18 protein-coding genes and 2 pseudogenes are annotated in these 15,751 nt (G+C 57.3%); 3 read left to right on the forward strand and 17 right to left on the reverse strand.

Translation table 11 applies throughout. The features are described from left to right. Window positions 1-267: hypothetical protein (locus tag ACVBEG_RS27750; protein WP_447108634.1), on the reverse strand; the 267-nt coding region annotated here is incomplete at its 3' end. 1,690 nt (window positions 268-1,957) lie between these two features. Between ACVBEG_RS27750 and ACVBEG_RS27755 the strand changes: the two genes are divergently transcribed. Beyond that, window positions 1,958-2,170: a hypothetical protein gene (locus ACVBEG_RS27755; RefSeq protein ID WP_447108635.1), complete on the forward strand. Its 213-nt coding sequence runs from the start codon at window positions 1,958-1,960 to the stop codon at window positions 2,168-2,170. A gap of 784 nt (window positions 2,171-2,954) precedes the next feature. Here ACVBEG_RS27755 and ACVBEG_RS27760 read toward each other — a convergent pair. The 14 genes and pseudogenes from ACVBEG_RS27760 to ACVBEG_RS27825 all read right to left on the reverse strand — a co-directional run bounded on the left by ACVBEG_RS27760 (window position 2,955) and on the right by ACVBEG_RS27825 (window position 12,363). Continuing rightward, entirely contained in the window at window positions 2,955-3,191 is a 237-nt protein-coding gene (locus ACVBEG_RS27760; protein ID WP_447108636.1) for a hypothetical protein, read from the reverse strand. A 33-nt stretch (window positions 3,192-3,224) separates the two neighbouring features. Further along, complete coding sequence (locus tag ACVBEG_RS27765) at window positions 3,225-3,515, reverse strand: hypothetical protein (RefSeq protein ID WP_447108637.1); 291 nt, start codon at window positions 3,513-3,515, stop codon at window positions 3,225-3,227. A gap of 50 nt (window positions 3,516-3,565) precedes the next feature. Next, window positions 3,566-3,835 carry a hypothetical protein gene (locus ACVBEG_RS27770; protein ID WP_447108652.1) on the reverse strand — a complete coding sequence of 90 codons (270 nt, stop codon included), beginning with the start codon at window positions 3,833-3,835 and terminating at the stop codon, window positions 3,566-3,568. A 13-nt stretch (window positions 3,836-3,848) separates the two neighbouring features. Then, window positions 3,849-4,772, reverse strand: a pseudogene (locus ACVBEG_RS27775) (ABC transporter permease subunit); the annotation flags it as partial. An 889-nt stretch (window positions 4,773-5,661) separates the two neighbouring features. Further along, window positions 5,662-5,910: a hypothetical protein gene (locus tag ACVBEG_RS27780; protein ID WP_447108638.1), complete on the reverse strand. Its 249-nt coding sequence runs from the start codon at window positions 5,908-5,910 to the stop codon at window positions 5,662-5,664. A 1,829-nt stretch (window positions 5,911-7,739) separates the two neighbouring features. Then, window positions 7,740-7,958, reverse strand: a complete 219-nt coding sequence (locus ACVBEG_RS27785; RefSeq protein WP_447108639.1) for a hypothetical protein — start codon at window positions 7,956-7,958, stop codon at window positions 7,740-7,742. A 640-nt stretch (window positions 7,959-8,598) separates the two neighbouring features. Further along, window positions 8,599-9,066, reverse strand: a complete 468-nt coding sequence (locus ACVBEG_RS27790) for a hypothetical protein (protein ID WP_447108640.1) — start codon at window positions 9,064-9,066, stop codon at window positions 8,599-8,601. 163 nt (window positions 9,067-9,229) lie between these two features. Further along, complete coding sequence (locus ACVBEG_RS27795) at window positions 9,230-9,451, reverse strand: hypothetical protein (RefSeq protein ID WP_447108641.1); 222 nt, start codon at window positions 9,449-9,451, stop codon at window positions 9,230-9,232. 96 nt (window positions 9,452-9,547) lie between these two features. After that, the gene (locus ACVBEG_RS27800) at window positions 9,548-9,880 is read right to left on the reverse strand and encodes a hypothetical protein (protein WP_447108642.1); all 333 of its coding nucleotides are present in this window, start codon (window positions 9,878-9,880) and stop codon (window positions 9,548-9,550) included. A gap of 263 nt (window positions 9,881-10,143) precedes the next feature. Next, complete coding sequence (locus tag ACVBEG_RS27805; protein WP_447108643.1) at window positions 10,144-10,662, reverse strand: hypothetical protein; 519 nt, start codon at window positions 10,660-10,662, stop codon at window positions 10,144-10,146. A 183-nt stretch (window positions 10,663-10,845) separates the two neighbouring features. Next, window positions 10,846-11,037 (reverse strand): hypothetical protein, encoded by a 192-nt coding sequence (locus ACVBEG_RS27810; RefSeq protein WP_447108644.1) that lies wholly within the window; start codon window positions 11,035-11,037, stop codon window positions 10,846-10,848. Window positions 11,038-11,273: 236 nt separating this feature from the next. Then, the gene (locus tag ACVBEG_RS27815) at window positions 11,274-11,408 is read right to left on the reverse strand and encodes a hypothetical protein (protein WP_447108645.1); all 135 of its coding nucleotides are present in this window, start codon (window positions 11,406-11,408) and stop codon (window positions 11,274-11,276) included. A 51-nt stretch (window positions 11,409-11,459) separates the two neighbouring features. Beyond that, entirely contained in the window at window positions 11,460-11,819 is a 360-nt protein-coding gene (locus tag ACVBEG_RS27820) for a hypothetical protein (RefSeq protein WP_447108647.1), read from the reverse strand. A gap of 370 nt (window positions 11,820-12,189) precedes the next feature. Then, the gene (locus tag ACVBEG_RS27825) at window positions 12,190-12,363 is read right to left on the reverse strand and encodes a hypothetical protein (protein ID WP_447108648.1); all 174 of its coding nucleotides are present in this window, start codon (window positions 12,361-12,363) and stop codon (window positions 12,190-12,192) included. Between ACVBEG_RS27825 and ACVBEG_RS27830 the strand changes: the two genes are divergently transcribed. Both ACVBEG_RS27830 and ACVBEG_RS27835 read left to right on the forward strand, forming a co-directional pair. Continuing rightward, entirely contained in the window at window positions 12,362-12,499 is a 138-nt protein-coding gene (locus tag ACVBEG_RS27830) for a hypothetical protein (RefSeq protein ID WP_447108649.1), read from the forward strand. The genes ACVBEG_RS27825 and ACVBEG_RS27830 overlap by 2 nt on opposite strands. A gap of 66 nt (window positions 12,500-12,565) precedes the next feature. Next, window positions 12,566-12,982: a hypothetical protein gene (locus tag ACVBEG_RS27835; protein ID WP_447108650.1), complete on the forward strand. Its 417-nt coding sequence runs from the start codon at window positions 12,566-12,568 to the stop codon at window positions 12,980-12,982. Window positions 12,983-15,183: 2,201 nt separating this feature from the next. Here ACVBEG_RS27835 and ACVBEG_RS27840 read toward each other — a convergent pair. Beyond that, window positions 15,184-15,414 carry a hypothetical protein gene (locus ACVBEG_RS27840; protein ID WP_447108651.1) on the reverse strand — a complete coding sequence of 77 codons (231 nt, stop codon included), beginning with the start codon at window positions 15,412-15,414 and terminating at the stop codon, window positions 15,184-15,186. Then, window positions 15,411-15,751, reverse strand: a pseudogene (locus tag ACVBEG_RS27845) (hypothetical protein); the annotation flags it as partial. The gene ACVBEG_RS27840 and the pseudogene ACVBEG_RS27845, both read right to left, overlap by 4 nt.

Here is a 15,751-nt window from a genome sequence, read left to right on the forward strand (position 1 = left end):
CCCCTCCCCCTCTCTCTCTCTCTCTTCCTCTCTCTCTCTCTCTCTCTCTCTCTCTCTCTCTCTCTCTCTCTCTCTTTTTTTTTTTTTTTTTTTTTTTTTTTTTTTTTTTTTTTTTTTTTTTTGCTGCTGCAGCCTCCCTTTGTTGTGTTCAAGTATTATGAGTGAAATGGATGATCTGGCGGCGTTTGCCGTTGGAATTCCAGCGGGCAGTTTTACCTTGGCCCGCGCAACGGTCGGCGGAACAAAGGTGGAGTTGTCCAGGCGCATCAAGTTTCTGGAAACGAGTTGACCAAGCGCGTTGCTGCATCGCACCACGTGTCTGTTCCAGCCATGCAGCGGTGTCTGCCCTGTTGCCCGAGCCAGGGCGCTGATCACAGGTCGTAGCCAGCCCGGCAAGCACTGGCCCATCTTGCAGGATGAAGTGTCCGGTGCGGTGCGGATTACGGTGCCAGCGTCGTTGGCGAAACGTTTTTCGAAGGTTCGCCGACTGAGTTTTCCCAACAAGACCGATGGAGTGTCGACCAGCTACAGATGAGTTCGCGCACCTGCACCGCGTCGGATCGACCTGGCGATTCGCTTCAGTGTAGGCAGCGACGAGCGCTGGTGGTCGCCAAACCGCTGCTGGCCATGCAGGAATTGACCTGTGCGAGCCCGGCCTGATCTTGAGCGTTGCGGGAGCCGAAAGCGCACCCATGGCGTCGAGCGGGACTGTTGCTGCGACAGCGATGACAAGGGCGCGAGGAGTGGGCCGACGATCAACAATGTTCAGGCGGTGCACGCTGGCCGGTCCTTTTACGAGTAACCACTATAGCCTGTCGAGAGGCGCACCTGGCTGGGCGGAGGAGAGCGCGACTGCCTTCCGACATGGTGCATGCCGAGATCTATGACGGTCGCCGACCTGCTGCTGCGCGATGATCAAGAGCACGCAGTTCACCGTCGGGATCCGGTGATCCCGACGAAGGCGGCTTGCCCTACTTGACCAGCGGATTACCTCTTGGGCTGGGTTGAGCGCAGCAGCACCGCATTGGAACGGCTCGAAGAGAAGTGTCCGAGCGCGCGTTGCGCATAAAACAGGGCCGCAGGCCGTTTTTTTTTTGAAGGAAAGGTGGAGGCTGAAAAAGAGCAGGATTTGCACTTTCGGATCGACGAGCAGTTCTTCACCGGTTTGCACTACGACATGGTGCTTCTCCAGGTATGTAGATGCTGCTATTTCAGCAACCTGCTTTGGCGTTGAACAAGATGGATGGATCATCACGAAATCGTTCAACAATCATCTGAAACCGCTCTTTAAAATTGATGGATCGTGTCAGTCAGGAACGTCGTCGAGCAGACAGCTTGGGTTTGCTCTTTATCATGATGGCTCTTGCACATGGCAGCATTCTGCTGCTTATCGCTGGAACACTAGGCATTGTTCTTTCTGTGTCAGATCGAAGTGTTCTTTTGAGGCGTGGGAAACAGGTGAAGAAAAAAAAAAAAACTCTATCCAATACCTGGTCTCCCACAGTCTGTCTTTTGCCTTAAGAACTCTGCCCATGGCCAGGTTCTTTCTCAGGAACTGGTCAGCCTGCCAAGAACATGGTGGCTCTTTGGGGCATGATGCCATGCTTTTAGGACTTAGACCTGTGTCTCCTGAAAAGTCCAGGCCGACCAGTCTTTTGCTGCTTTATGTAGGAAATGCTGCTGCTGTGCAGGTGTGTGGATGCAGAAACCTGCTGGCCAGATGAAGAACAAAGGCATTTGCTGGAACTGTTGGCACTAATCAGGGTGACCTGCTCATGAATTAGGCTGAGCCAGTTGCCGAGTGAGGTCCTCACCCAAGCTGTGGAATGTTTTCCAATCTTTACATTTGCCAGCCTCCCCAGGTAGGCTTTGATTACTTCAGGATTATCATGAATCTGCAGGTGTGCCTGTCTGCCAGGCAGAGCCCCATGATTACAACACAGGCTGGAGAGGGCTCATGAACCAGCTCATGTCGTGTTCGATGAGCAACATGGTGTTGTGCTCATTACATGCTGATGCCTTCAAAGTCTTCGGTTTCGTGGTGGTTCTAGATGGGTGGCTGGTGCTGAGCATGAGGATGTGTGGTGGTTATTATGTAGTGGGCGATTCCTCCCAGCATGGTGTTGCTCACTGTAAGCCAGGTGTGGACCTGCCCTGCCCCGGCACCTGAGGTCAGACGGCTCCAGCCAGCGCCCCGCGCATCCGATCGCCTCACGCTCGCCTCCTGGACGCCGGGCTTCCAACAGGCCTGCCAGGAAATGGCGTACCAGGTGACCAGGGCTGGCAACCAGCAAGTTCTCCACTGCTGTTATTTCCTCAACAAAGACCCACGTTCTGGAAGGTACGCACCACGCCTTTGCGTATCTGATGGCCGGTAAGGCCTTCGATCGCTTCGCCGTCGAGCAGGACGCTGCCCGCCGTGGGTTTGGTACAACGGGTTAGGCATAGTTGAATACGGTGGTTTTGTGGTCTCGTTCGTGTTACGAAAATCATCAATTACTTGTTTTTTATTAGCGGTTAGGCCGATGTGGATCGACACTGCGAGAAAGAGCGCCAAAGCGAGAAGATGCAACATGCTGCTTATTTGCAGACAAATGGGATGGTTATTGTCTGACAGTTCTCGACAATACCTGACGTCTGGATGGGGAGCAAAAATAATCTTGTGATGCCAGACGATCAATCAGGCACGATCACAGAGCCGCTGATCAACATTCTGGTAAATTTCATACATCTTTAAATTTATGTATCAATTCAGGCACAATGAGAACGACAACACTATGTGCGTGATTACTCCAAGTTTGCCAGTCATTTTTCGAGACGACGATCTGGCGATGATTGCGACTCCGATCAAGGGTTATGATGATGTTACGGTTTTGTAGTGGTGGAAGGTGATGTGAAACTGGAAAACAAGAGCCAAGGGCGAAGCCCAAGCTCGACGTCGGCTCACCAGCGCGCTAGGCGATTTCGTCTTCACGTAAGGCTTCCCAAGGACGACCAATGGGCATGTGCAGGAAGCCCTTCGCATGGGTCAACAACGCCAGCAAGGGCCAGGAACAGGCGCGGCCGAGAGAAGGATCATCTTGTTCACCGAGCTGTAGGCGATGAAGGGTCCTCGTGCAGAAGGTTGCACGCCCTTGAGCCTCGTCCTCCAACGTCAGGCCGAATAGGGTCCGTTTCGGGATGCTACTCATGCTGCTTCGGGCCACCGGGGCAAGGTGGTCAGGTTACGAGGAACAGATGGATGATCTCGCCGGAAACCGGTCACCATTGTCAGGGTATGATGGCAGCGACTGGGAAACCGAGGAAGAGAACCAGAACAGCGTCGACATCATCCGGCAATCGGCAAAGCAGATCCAGAAACGAAAGCCGAGCAACGCAGCAAGAGGGCAGGGCAGGCGCCGACGGCGCAACGACATACCCAGACCGAGCAGACGGGCCAGACCGACCACGATGTTCTCGAGGCCAAGGCCGAGCATCACGCAAAGAGCGACAAGGACGAGGCCAGCGATATCCACCGCGCCGCGCGAGCCGTAACACGGTGACTAGCGCCACCAGAGCTGAGCGGCTACAAGCCCACCCAGCTCCAGCCTGACAGCAGGGTCAGGAAGTTGCTGGCCTGGCTGGAATCAGCGGGACGCTGGCGTCGAACGCCAGGCCGTGGCGCAGCAGGTCGCGGACAGATCCGCCAGCACCGCAACAGCGCAGGCGTACTGGCGAACAAGGTCGCGGTGTGGGCGCCAATGACAGCCAGATTGACGCCGACGATTTCCAGCTTGAGGCCGATCGGTAGGGCGATGGCCAGCACCAGCAAGGCGCTGACTTCGCCACCTCGCAAGATTCCTGGGCGACCTCTTCAACCTCCTCGGACGGCCAGCAGGGCGGGCTTGCCGGACGAACAGCACCAAGACGAGAAGAGCGAAGGCCACCACATCCTTGTATTGGTCGCCGAAAACATCGGCACCAAGGCTTCAGCTACGCCCAATACGATGATCATCGTGCCGCAAAGACTGCCGATGCGCCCAGGAAATACCGGCGGTGGGGATGCTGATCCTCGACGAGGAACTGGTGTTGCGGTTGATCACTCCGGATTCCATGCCGAGCAATACCGCAGCGACCGCAGCCAGCGCGGCACCGATGACGAAGGTCAGGGCCATGAGGATGGTTGGCGGTTGTACCGAGCAGGTTGGCGAATTGGATGTAGTCCAGCGCAGGCGCGCAGGCGCGGCCTAGATGAAGCGCCGAAGATGAATCGAGCGCCAGGCGCGAGCATGGCGACCAGGGCGACGATAGCTGAAAATCAGAGTTGCATGACGAAACCACCACCTCATGGGTACTGGTGGGGCCGAAGACGAGAAGTTGCCCAGGATCAAGTTGGGGATCGATTCGTTCTTCCAAGTCTCAGAGAGCAAAACCGTGTTTTGCAGAAAGATCGACATCCCGATGGCTGAAGTACCTGACAGGAGGATCAATCGGTTGCTGCCGCGCAACGGGCGGTAGGCAAACATGTTGATGGCGTAGCCGTAGAAATGGCTAATGACGTGCTCGCGACGAATGTGTGATCAGCAACTGGAAGCCGTCCGACTAGATGGTCAGGCCGGCGATGGCGATGCACGACGGATGTATGCAACGAATCAACGAACATCTTGCCCTGTGTGAATGAATTGCGGATGGCGATGATTGTGTTACCTGAGAGCTGATTGTGAATTGAAGGCAAGGCCTCAGCCTGCTGAATGGTCAGGCCATTAATCAGCTGTTGGAAAAAAGTGATATATATCATCTAAGGATCACAGTGCTCTGAAAAACCTACGTAGTGTTCCACTGGTGAAGTCGTTTCCCGCTCGCGCGCTTGCACTGTTCTAATGTTCCACGTGAGCCCAGTGAATCACTGGTGACGGTTTCAAGATTTGAGGAGGAGTAGGTGCTATAGCGCAGCGCTCTTCCGTTACCTTAAACAAAGCCCACTGCGGGACCAGGCGGGGTCTCGGCCAGCTCACAGCGTGCGGGTTATTTCAGCGGCTTCTGTTTCTTGTTGTCGTGCTAGGTGTATGATTCTTGAAGTCTTCCAGGTTGCCCTCCGCCATCAAAGTCAGATGCAGTTGGGTCTCGCAGGCCTCACGGATCGCCGACACGACTTCGTGCGTCTGCTCGGCGTTCTCTATATGCCGTCTGCGATCATCTATGCTGCGGAGCTGGTAGATGAACGGGCCGTCGTGGGTCTTGCTGCAAAAGCTGCTCGACCAGTGCCTTGTCGGAGGACTGGTTGGAAAAGATTCTAGGATGTCACCAGCAGGCCTCTGGAAGCATCCGGCTCACCCCTGGTACGGGTCACTGACGCCTTCTGGACCCATGAAGCCGGCTTTCAGGCCTTTCTCTTCGCCTACGCTATCATATGAATTTCAGGGTGGTAGCTGCCGCAGAAACGAAGTCGACATTGGCTTGCTTCATCTTCGCGATCATCCACTGAACTTGTTCAGCGTTGATGCCTTCGCGACAGGGCCATGCTCCTCCACGCCTTTGCTTTCGAGGGTTTCTTCACTGCGGTCGCGATACCTTCACCTGATTGTTGTCATGGACGACAGCAACGAATTCTCCGGTTCGACGACATCAGCGAGGATGCCGCCCTGGTTGGCGCTGTCAGAACGAATGGTGCGGAAGACCATTTTATAGCCACGTGCGGTGATTTCCGGGGTGTAAGTGCTGAAGGACGATGATGATGCCTTCGTCTTCGTAGATGTCCGAAGCCGGTTGAGCCCAGTCGGACAACAGGTGGCCCACAACGAATTTCACGCCATCGTTGACGAACTTCGTTGGCGACCGCGACCGCTTGCTCCGGATCACAGGCATCGTCGTATTCGATAGCTTCGAGTTCTTGCCGTCAACGCCGCCTTGTACCCATTTGCCGACGGCCATTCGCGCCACTGACGGTATTGCCGTATTGGAACAGCACCGTTGAGGGCCGGCCAGCACCGATGATGCAGATCTGCAGCGAACTGCTGCAACCCGTGATAAGCGATGTGCAAACAGCTTGGAAATCTGCTAGTACCCTTAGTCAGTCTTGACGTGCTTCTATTTTTTGTGTTTTTATTTTTACAACCTGGGTGTGAAAGCCTGCAGGACCGGATTAGAAAATGCTGGTTATCTCCTTTTTTGGCTATTTGGTGAGAGAGTGGAAGTTGTTTGCTGCTTGAAAATGCGATGGGGGCAAAACCGGATGATGTCTGTGAGGAGATTGAATAGATAGACAGAAGCCGATGGTTCTCTGAGCATGCGAGCTGCACATGTCCGTCCGCACCCCCATCGTTTTGTAACCTTGTGCAATCAACCACTAAATCTGGGTTTGTCTGTCGAAATTGTGCGATTGCGCCGAATTCTCCGGTGAAACCCATGACGAAGAAGCAACTTCATGCTAATGCCTGCTAGTGCTGTATCAATCCCCACCGGAACCATCTTTTGCGCGTGCCGTCGTGGGTGTCGAGCCCTCCTTGGAATTCCGCACCAACGCGGGCTCCACCAGGCCAGAGAAGGCCGCCCCGGCCGCGCCGTGCAAGGGGTTAGGAAGGCCTCGCCAATCATGCGCTGGATCTTTGAGTGCGATCCACCCCTTGGCGGTCCCGTCGGCGCCTCGGCATCTATCTAGGACAGGTGAGGTCTGATGACGCTCGATCGGTGTAATGGCTGGTGAGTGTAGTGAACTGAGCGATAAGCATGGTGAAGTGCCAGCGTATCTGATTGAATTCGGAGCTATTCCGGAGGCATGGGGTTCATCATTGCCGGAAGCCTGCCCCACAGCCGCAGATAGGTGTATTCCATTGGCAGCAGGCCGTTGATGAATTAGGTCAGCGTCAGTTTTGCCCGTGACGGTCAGCGAAAATGACCCTGGCGTTGGCCGATGCGGCGACGGTAAATTTCGCCAGCATCTTGATCTGCTTTCATGATTGTGGTATAGGTGCATGTCGTCCATCCAGACGCTCTGGATTTTGCTGCTCATTAGCTCGCGGGCATCCTTCTCGTACATCGGTTTGATCCGCGTCCAGCTGGCGTCGAGGACTTCGCCGGGGCTCTGCATCCGTCGACAGCGTCATGACCTTCGTTGAGCTGCTGTTACTGATGAACTGGATAACGGCGTTGTCCAGTGTGTCGTCGAAACGGTATCGGTTCGGCCAGCAGCGCTCGACGTGGCAAACGACTCGCCACCAGCAGCCAGGAAGGTCATCGGACAGGCAGGGGCTTTCGCCATCAGGGCCCAGCAGGTTGGCCGAAGGCGCCGATCACCAACGCATAGCGCTTCAGCGGGCATCGGGAACAGGCTGTCGAAGGAGTTCTTCGAGCCTGTTCAGGTCGATGTAGAACAGTTTGTAGCTCTTCTGGAATCATCGACGATCCACCGACAATTCTCGAAGAAGTGCAGGTCGTGCAGGGCCGCCGCGTCATAGCCGGAGGCCTTCTCCGGACTGCTCCAGCGCCGCGACAACTTGTTCCTGACTCGTTCGCAGCAGGCCGATGCCTTCGATGGCTGGGTCGTCGAGTGTGAGGTCGATGGAGCGGGAGAACAGGTCGTCGATGTTCAGCTGTGCCCGTTCTCTCCGACAGTTTCAACTTGTCCGACAACTCGCGCCGGTACTTTCCGTATTATGGATCTGCGTAGGCAATCGCGACACTGGCCGCGACCGACGAACAAGTCGTTGGCATCCAGGCGAATGCTTCGACGTTGATCCGGCCCGACGGAGAGTTTGTTGTAGTCAGTGGTGATCGTGGTGTGTCAGAATGTTGAAATTGCTCAGAGACGCATCGGTCGCTCTCCACTGCGTGTCGTCACTGTTGATGTTCTCGATATTGCCATCGGCCTCTGGGTGCAACACAGTGACGTCGCTGGAGATGAGCATCATCGCGTTCCATGGAATGAGCATGCCCATGACGGTTTGCTGCTGTTTGTTTGAGTTGTAGAGAAGAATCTGCATCTTCTGTGGAGACACCTGCATATAAGTTGGTTCTGCGTTGATGTGCAGGGCTTCTCGGACATTTCACTGCGGGGCGAAATCAGGAGGGCAGATGCCGCCGGCGACAGGTTCAAAGACGAAGGAGCGGCCACTGTCGCCGTTGTTTTCATCCTATCGGTTTGGTGCTCCAAACGACTTGTTCATGTACCAGAATGGCTGGGCCAGGCCTAGTTCGGAGCCATGCCTACTGGGTGCCACTGCCGGCGCTGAGACAGGAAGAGAGGGCGACCCGTCCGCCTCGATCCGCAGGATCAATCAGGGACGAGTGGATCAGTTTCCAGTCGGGAACCGGTAGTTTTGCGTGTCTTCGTTCAGGATGATCTTGGCCAGGTACTGACCGACAAGTTCGTGGATGTCACGCTGCTCAAGGAAATTCGACAGGTCCATTTCGATTTCGTGAAGTTCATCTGACGAAGCCGCCTTTTCGCCCCTTGCGGGAGAAGCGGATGCCGGCGATGTCCAGGTCACCCACCAGCATCACCAGCGGCTCGACCAGGAATACCGGTTGCTGGACTCGTTTTTGAACCAGGCGGAGGTCGACGATCAGCGGGCTCGGCCTGAACCTTTTCGTCTGCCAGCATGGTCTTCATCGCCGAACTGGTCAGCAGGTTTCCGTGCTGTACACCAACTCGGCGACATCCAGCGCAAGGTCGACCTGGAAACCACCCAGGCCGATCAGGCAGACCACGAAACCGTCGGTCTCGATGTATTCGTCTTGGTCATCGACGTGAATTCGAAGCGGGAAAACCACCAGACGTTCATTATCGAGGATGATGATGTCGAGCGACAGTCGTGGACACAGGTACTGGTGCGCTGGCAATGGCTGCGGAACTGAAGCTGCCGCGGCGACAGGTAGAGATACGGTCTCAATGCTCGTGCTGGCCGGGATCGTTCCGTCATCGTGCGCCATATGCCTGGAGGATGGTGGCTGACTAGTGTTATTCGGGCCATCAGAGAAGAAGAAAATGACCAGTTTCACAGTGTCGCAGCCAATTGAAGGGGATGCCACCCGAGGCGTCGACGTATTTGGTATCTTAAGATCCGAGTAGTTGCGAATGTCGTGGTGCACGGTGTACGCCAGTCGGCAGAGGAATGTATGCGCGCCCACGAGGGCTTGTCAAGGACTTGGTCAACAGGTTTTCGGGAACCGACCTGGTCACCAGGCTGTCGGGCTCCGGGGTTGGGGTGTTCTGCTGGCCCGGCCATTACCCCCGATCAGCGTGACGAAATGTTCACAGACAGTTGTGTTGTGGGTTCGAGATCTGGAGTTCAGGCTCGGCTGCATAGGTCTGTAAGCCGGGAAGCTCGTTGTCGGTTGTCGAAAGCAAATTGAATAAGAAGACATGCATCTTACATGAGAAACCAACTAAAGCGGAGAATGCCTGGCGCATTTGTTGCTGTTCCGGACAAATCCTGTTCAGATCTCTTTGACCGCACCCTTCGGCGATCATCATCGAGCGAATCCCGCATGGAATGGCATCGGAGCGATTTTCAGATCGGCATCATCGGTACCGGATTCACCTGTCGTGGCCATTGCCCTTGCACCTTGGTCAGGTCGGGATAGCTGATACTGGTTCGCGGCGCAAATCAACGGGGCTGGGCCTGGCGGTGTGGAGCGGGCTGACAGCGGCCAACGGCCGGTTAAGTTTTCTGGGCGTTCCTGCTGGTGCGCATGGGCATTTGATCGGCGAAGCGAAAGCTACGAGAATGCGGTCAGTTGCCGATCGGATGGATTCTGGCCCCACCGTCGCAATACGGCGTTTCATGTCTGGCTGACCGCTGGGGCTGGTATCGGCGTTTTCACCACCGGTGCGTTGGTCCAGGTATTGCAGTTGGCGCGCGCCGTCTTCATCGCGCAGTACCCCGTTCTCGCTGAACTTCACGTTCGATCCCAGCCCAGCGCGCCGCCGAGCATGCGGATCTCCAGAATCGAACAGCCGATCTGCTGAAGGTCACCCATTCGACCTCGCGCGGGTATCTCGGTGGGCGCGACGTTCAACCTTCGCCACCAGCGTGCAGGCCGTTGATGGCGCCCAGGTCGTAGGCGACGATTCCCGTTGCCGTTGCAGGATGCCGCCGGCGATGGCGACCGGGCTGATCGTGGGTGTGACGGGGTTGTTCTTGGTGGACCCTTCTGCTGCGCACTTCACTTGATCAGCGCTTGCCAACCGTACGCCTGCTGTTTGCCGCCGTCAGGATGGCCGGTTGCGGCTATTGCTACGGGGTACGTGCTGCATCTGGACGCATTGAACAGGCCTCGTCTGCTGGCGTGTTCAGGGCCGCCGGTCTCCTGCAGCTTCACACATGCGCTTACACGGCTATCGAGGATGTGGTCGTAGCTGGCGCTGGGCAGCAACTGCCCATCCTGCTCCTCGCCGGGTCGAAGATCGTTGCAGGCGAGGGCTCTGGGCTGGCTGGCAGTCGGATCCGCCGTCCACGATCTCGCCCATTCGGCGACGTCGTCGGCGCTGTCCTGGAACACCAGCGAAGTGTTCAAGGCCGATGGCTTGCACGAAGGCGATGTATCCGTATTCCGGTGGGCGCTGTCCTGGACGCTGTCGTCCTCATCCTCCAGGCGTTGCGCGCCTTCGTCGAAGACGCCGAGCGGATGAAAGTGGGCGGCCCTGCACCAGCCGGATATGCCTGCGGTGATGGCTGGAAGCACCCCCTTCGGTCGATGCGAAAGCGGCGCCAGCTCAATCGCCAGTCATGCGGTTGAGCCGACAAAGCCCGCATCAGGCGGGCTTTGTCGTTCAAGCAGCTACAAGATCAACGGGCGACCAATACCGAAATTTACTTTCGATGTAGCGCTGCTCTTTTCAGCATGGCCAGGCCCTGTTTGTGTTGTTCACGCAGCGTGATCCGTTACAGCTCCCGCTGTCGCGGTACCGTCCCAATTCCACTGCTTGTAGGTCAGGCGCGCCAGTTCTTCTTCGTCGGTCTGGTGGCGAAGTCCGTCATCGGCGCTCAGCCTGATGGTCTGCGCGCAGGTTTCGGCGCGATCGGCCTTCGCCGTCGATCTGACTCTGCGGTTGAGCACATCGCGCTGCGCCTGGGTGACCTTGTTGGCGCTGGCACGCGGTACGCTTTCAGCTGCTCGTTGAAGGTCACGAACGAAGATGGCCCCGAAAGCAGATCGTTGCCATCGGCATCGAGCAAGCAGCGCAATGCCGCTGGAGCAGGAAGGCCATCAGTGACCAGCGAGGCGTAGACGATCTCGGACGACGTAGAGCAGTTCCAGCAACACGGTGCTCGGTTTCAGCGCCTTGTTCTTGATCAGGCGCCACGGTGTTGCCCATGGAACCGGCCATCAGCTCCATGATCTTCTCCCTGCACCAGCCGGTGTTCCCATGTGATGAACTGCGCATGATCGATGCAGCAGTGCTCCATCGCGTTGTAGGTGATGGTCACGCCTTCGTCATCGCCCAGCGAAAGCTGGCGTCGAGGTTTCGCTGCTCAGGATCAGGGCGTTTTCCGGATGGTCCTCACTGTCGATACCAAGGCGTCGAACAGGGTTTCCATGTAGATCGGCAGGCGAACTGATCGTCCGGGTCGACAATCGCCACCAGTGCCGCCACCTTCGCCAGCACCGCCGAGAGTCAGCTCCAGCAATCGGGTCGCGACCGCTGTGCAGTTCACCTTCCAGGCGGATGCGTTCCTCGGTGCCGCGTCGACCAGGCCGCCGACCTCATCGTCATCGCCACTTTCCAGCGGCAGCAGGCGCTGATCTGTATGAGCCACCCGGTCGGCAGCATTCTCAAGGAAGGCGTTCGACGCTGGCAGCACCACTGGGAATATACGCGTCTGGCCGGGTTTCAGCATGCACCAGCCGCCGATGATGTGCTTCTGGCCGATCCGGTCGAGCAGGACCTATCGGTTCGTCCAGCAAGTTGCGCGGCAGATCGAACAGTACCAGGTGGCGGGCGAACTGGAAGTTGCGGCCTTCGCTCACCGATTTCCGAGATATCAGCACTTCTTGCGCCGGAAACTCTTCATCGGCGAACGCCGCCGGCGCGATGACGTTCGATGTTCATCCCTTCGTGGAACACGGCGGTGGAGACCGAGCCACGTGCAGCCGGTCCTCCAGGTTGATTCGGTTTCGGCGCGAGGAGATCACCAGCACTTCGACGCGCTCCAGCATCTTCCAGGTCCCATCAACAGCTTATGGCGGTCGAAAGCGCCACCAGCGTCTTCAGTGCACGTCTGGCTGCGACTGGAAGCTGACTTCCGGGTACAGGTCGGCATGTTCGCCCACCGGCAATTCCAGGTATTCGGTAGGGCAGGGCAGTGGATAGGGCGATCCGTCTGGAAAGCCTTGCACCGGCAGCCGGGTGTTCGCGAACAGCACGTGGCCGGTGCCGAACATGGTCGAGCAATTCGCGGATCAGGCGTGCATGGCTTCCGGCATCGGCCTTGTCAGCCACCGCGCCCAGCAGGGCTTCGCCCTTCAATCGCCAGAAATCCGTGCCATGGTTTCGGTGCGCTCTCAGGCGGCATGCTGATCGAGCAACTCCTCGGCACGGCCTCCGCCACAGGCGATTCGTCTGCACGTAACCGGCGCCCCCGCCATGGGCATCCGGATCGAGCAGGCGCAGACGAGCGAAGCGGCTGACGTCGCCGTCCGGCGGCCACAAGAAGGCGCCTGGGTCACCTTGCGCCAACTGCTGACCGACGAACAGTTTCAGGGCCTGCTTGTTCATGCCGCAGACCAAGTGGTGAGCTTCGTCCACCACCAGAAATCCAGCGAGCGGGAAAACAGCGCGTCTTGGGCCTTTTCCCGTTCGTCCGCCACCAGCCACTCCAGCGCGACCAGCGCCAGTTGCGTGTTCTTCAAGGTCGCTGGCATTGTCTTCCATAAAGCGCTCGGCGTCGAACACGACCCGCAGGTCGAAATGGTGACGCACCTCCCCAACTACCATCGGCGCCGGCCTTCCGGAACCAGGATCAGCACTCGATTGGCGCGGCCAGACAGCAATTGGCGATGACCAGATGGTTCGAGCTGCTCGACCCAGGTGGACTTCCGCCGCCAGCAGTTCCGCGAGGCAGTGCCGAGCAGTGACTTCGCGGTGATGTGGGATTGGTGAGCATGGCGGTGAAATGCGACGAGTTCCTCCAGGGTCACAGAGCCAGGACGGCAACTGGCGGCGCGGTCGAGCGGCGGGAACCAGCCAGAAACCAGGCGGAGCGGATCGATCTTGTCCGTGACAAAAGCCTACAGGCTAAGTGAACCTACTAGTCTCGATACTGCAATTTTGCAGGCTAGAGGTCCACTTGGGCGTTGAGGCCGTGGTAGACCAAGAAGCCGTTGATGCTGCTCGACTTCGCGTACGGTCATCTTCCAGCTTTCCGAAAGCGCGTGATCACGTCACTGGGTGAAGCGTACATGTGTAAGCGGTGCATTGCGAGTGTGATGGTGGAGATTACCTTGTAGATGTGGAAGGCTGCGCCACAAACGCGCTGGAAATCCAGCCGGCTCGGCCGCTGACCAACTGAGTGTTGCCCGGGTCGAATCTGCTGCTATGCCGCCGGCATCCGCCAGAAGCCGACATCTTAACGGATGAGGGTGCCCAAACGGAAGCCGCCCCTGTTAAACAGCTGGAATTTTATTGGAGCGGCCTCAGGGGTTGTGCAAAGGGATTGGTGGCTGGGACACAGTCCAGTCTTGCGTCGTGGAAGCGGCTCAAGTCGACGAACGCAGCCGACACTTGCTGGAGAAGGAGAACAACCACAGATGCTGCCACCAATGATTGGAGTGCAGTGCCAGTTACCTTGGCAGCTTATCCTGTCAAGCAAAGGCCAAATCTGCTGCGGTGCCGAGATATGCCCAGTTCAGTCGAAAGCACTATCCACCCGCGAATGCCATCCGGAGATGACCGCATGTCCGGAATAGCGGCGGCGTTATGCGCGAACGGCAACGCGGCAAAGGTCATCAGGATGCACAGGAAGAACCGCTGGCCGTTCCGGTGATTCATCGAATGCTGAGCACCTGCGTGAGTGGGTGCGTTGATGATGATGAGCTAAGGCAGGGCTTATGGGTGGATGTAGAGGTTCGAGTTGTTGCACGCTCTTCAGGTCCTCGGGATGCCTGGTCACCCGCCACGGTTTTGTCGTGAAGAAGGCAGATCACCACGCCAACTGCCCGTCACCCGCATTATCGGCAGCATCCCCGAGCGAAGAGGAGACGACGGCGAGACGACAAATTGATAGACTTGGGCGCTGAACGCGCCGAACGCACGCACGACCTCAATGACAAGCGCCTCAACGAAGTGCGCAAGGCTTTCCAGCATGCTGCCGATGGCAGGAGTAGCTCGAGGGTAAACCGAGTCTCCACCGCCGCTTCTCCTCCCGTTTTTGAGATCAGTTATTAGCGCTGCCGTGGTTGTCCTGGTGGTGGTTTATCTGGTTAATTTCCCCACCGTCACCTTGGCGGTCCAGCCATCTACAAGGCAGGCTGCAGGCGCTGTCACTCTCCCCAGACGCGGCTGTCGCGGCGTTGCTCACCGTGGTCTATGGGTCGTTTTTTGAGGCCTGGGGTTTGATCCTAAGCTACTCTGGCAGGAGCGGTAGTAAAATGTGACAGTCGTTTCGGTACATTAGCACTAAGGCACTTCTGGCGATCTTCGGTCGCCTTTTTTTCGTTTTCGACTCTGAGCTTGCTGACGAAGCGGTGGCGCGCGACCTCAGCCGACGCCGGAGGCCTGCAGGCTCGCGAGGGCGACGGTTCGTTGCTTGCGAGGCGAGGATCGTCCGCGCATGACGCCACCAGTTCATCCCGCTGGTTGAATACACGGGAAGCCAGGGCGATGTTCCTGACTTTTCCAGAATTTCCAGGGCGCACGGTCAGGCGTTGCCAATTTTCACTGGCTCTGAAAACTCATTCGCTGACCCACAGACAAGCGCCCCGTCCCAGGAACGCGACATGCGCATACCGCCGGCGCTCATCAGTGCGCCGCGAACATGCTGTGAGCCATATGCTCGATGCTCTGGGGAGCCAATTTATACGGAGAGGCCACCGGGGTTGCTACTGCCACATCTGAGTGAACAATGGGATTGACCCTTGGAGTTCTTCAGCTCGCGGTCTGGCCAATTTCGAGAGCTTCGTAGGCGTATTGGTGACTTGAGTCATCCAACAACCTGTGGTGTGTCTGTTGACGATCTACGTATCGATGCTCTCAAACTGATTCATTCATTCGTGGCGCGGAGGCTGGCGATTGCCAGCGTGCTCCTTGAGCGATGTGAAGTAAACCACGAGTGACTTCATCGCGGTTGGTTTCATCGAACAGTTCGTGCCGTGGCGGTAGGTCCAGTTGACCGTCTGATCGCGCCGAATCATAGCGTCGGCAAGGTCTTTGAGCAGGCCATTGCTCGCGACGGACGACTGCTCTACCACCAGCAGGGTATGCTCGGGATTGATCAACTGAGCAGGTTGTGGTTCTGCTGATGTGATCGGCGAGCATGCTCAGCTAGAATCGGTCTGGTACAGCGGAACAGCCGGATAACCGTATCGTCGCACCAGCGGTCGACTTCTTGCGGATCGCGGCTGAGCGAAGCCGAATGCCTGAACGGATGGTGTTCTCGATGCTTCATCGCTACCGATGATAGCCATTCGATCAACGCCATGTGCCTGGTTCGCCCTCTTGGCGCCAGCACTCCAACCAGGCGATCAGGCGACTGGTGAGAGCCAACCGGCCGAAAGTTCGACCCGCTGATCTGCTTCTCTGGAAGGCTCGGCGCCGCGTAGCAACAGAGCACCA

This window comes from Pseudomonas sp. GG8 (assembly GCF_052976945.1).

Excerpts from the sequence above, each read along its gene's own strand:
- ACVBEG_RS27835 (WP_447108650.1), top strand. The coding sequence starts at position 12,566 with ATGGGCATCCGGATCGAGCAGGCGCAGACGAGCGAAGCGGCTGACGTC.
- ACVBEG_RS27760 (WP_447108636.1), bottom strand. The coding sequence starts at position 3,191 with ATGAGTAGCATCCCGAAACGGACCCTATTCGGCCTGACGTTGGAGGAC.
- ACVBEG_RS27795 (WP_447108641.1), bottom strand. The coding sequence starts at position 9,451 with ATGATGATCGCCGAAGGGTGCGGTCAAAGAGATCTGAACAGGATTTGT.
- ACVBEG_RS27820 (WP_447108647.1), bottom strand. The coding sequence starts at position 11,819 with ATGCTGAAACCCGGCCAGACGCGTATATTCCCAGTGGTGCTGCCAGCG.
- ACVBEG_RS27780 (WP_447108638.1), bottom strand. The coding sequence starts at position 5,910 with ATGGCCGTCGGCAAATGGGTACAAGGCGGCGTTGACGGCAAGAACTCG.
- ACVBEG_RS27785 (WP_447108639.1), bottom strand. The coding sequence starts at position 7,958 with ATGCAGATTCTTCTCTACAACTCAAACAAACAGCAGCAAACCGTCATG.
- ACVBEG_RS27830 (WP_447108649.1), top strand. The coding sequence starts at position 12,362 with ATGGTCGAGCAATTCGCGGATCAGGCGTGCATGGCTTCCGGCATCGGC.
- ACVBEG_RS27825 (WP_447108648.1), bottom strand. The coding sequence starts at position 12,363 with ATGTTCGGCACCGGCCACGTGCTGTTCGCGAACACCCGGCTGCCGGTG.
- ACVBEG_RS27755 (WP_447108635.1), top strand. The coding sequence starts at position 1,958 with ATGAACCAGCTCATGTCGTGTTCGATGAGCAACATGGTGTTGTGCTCA.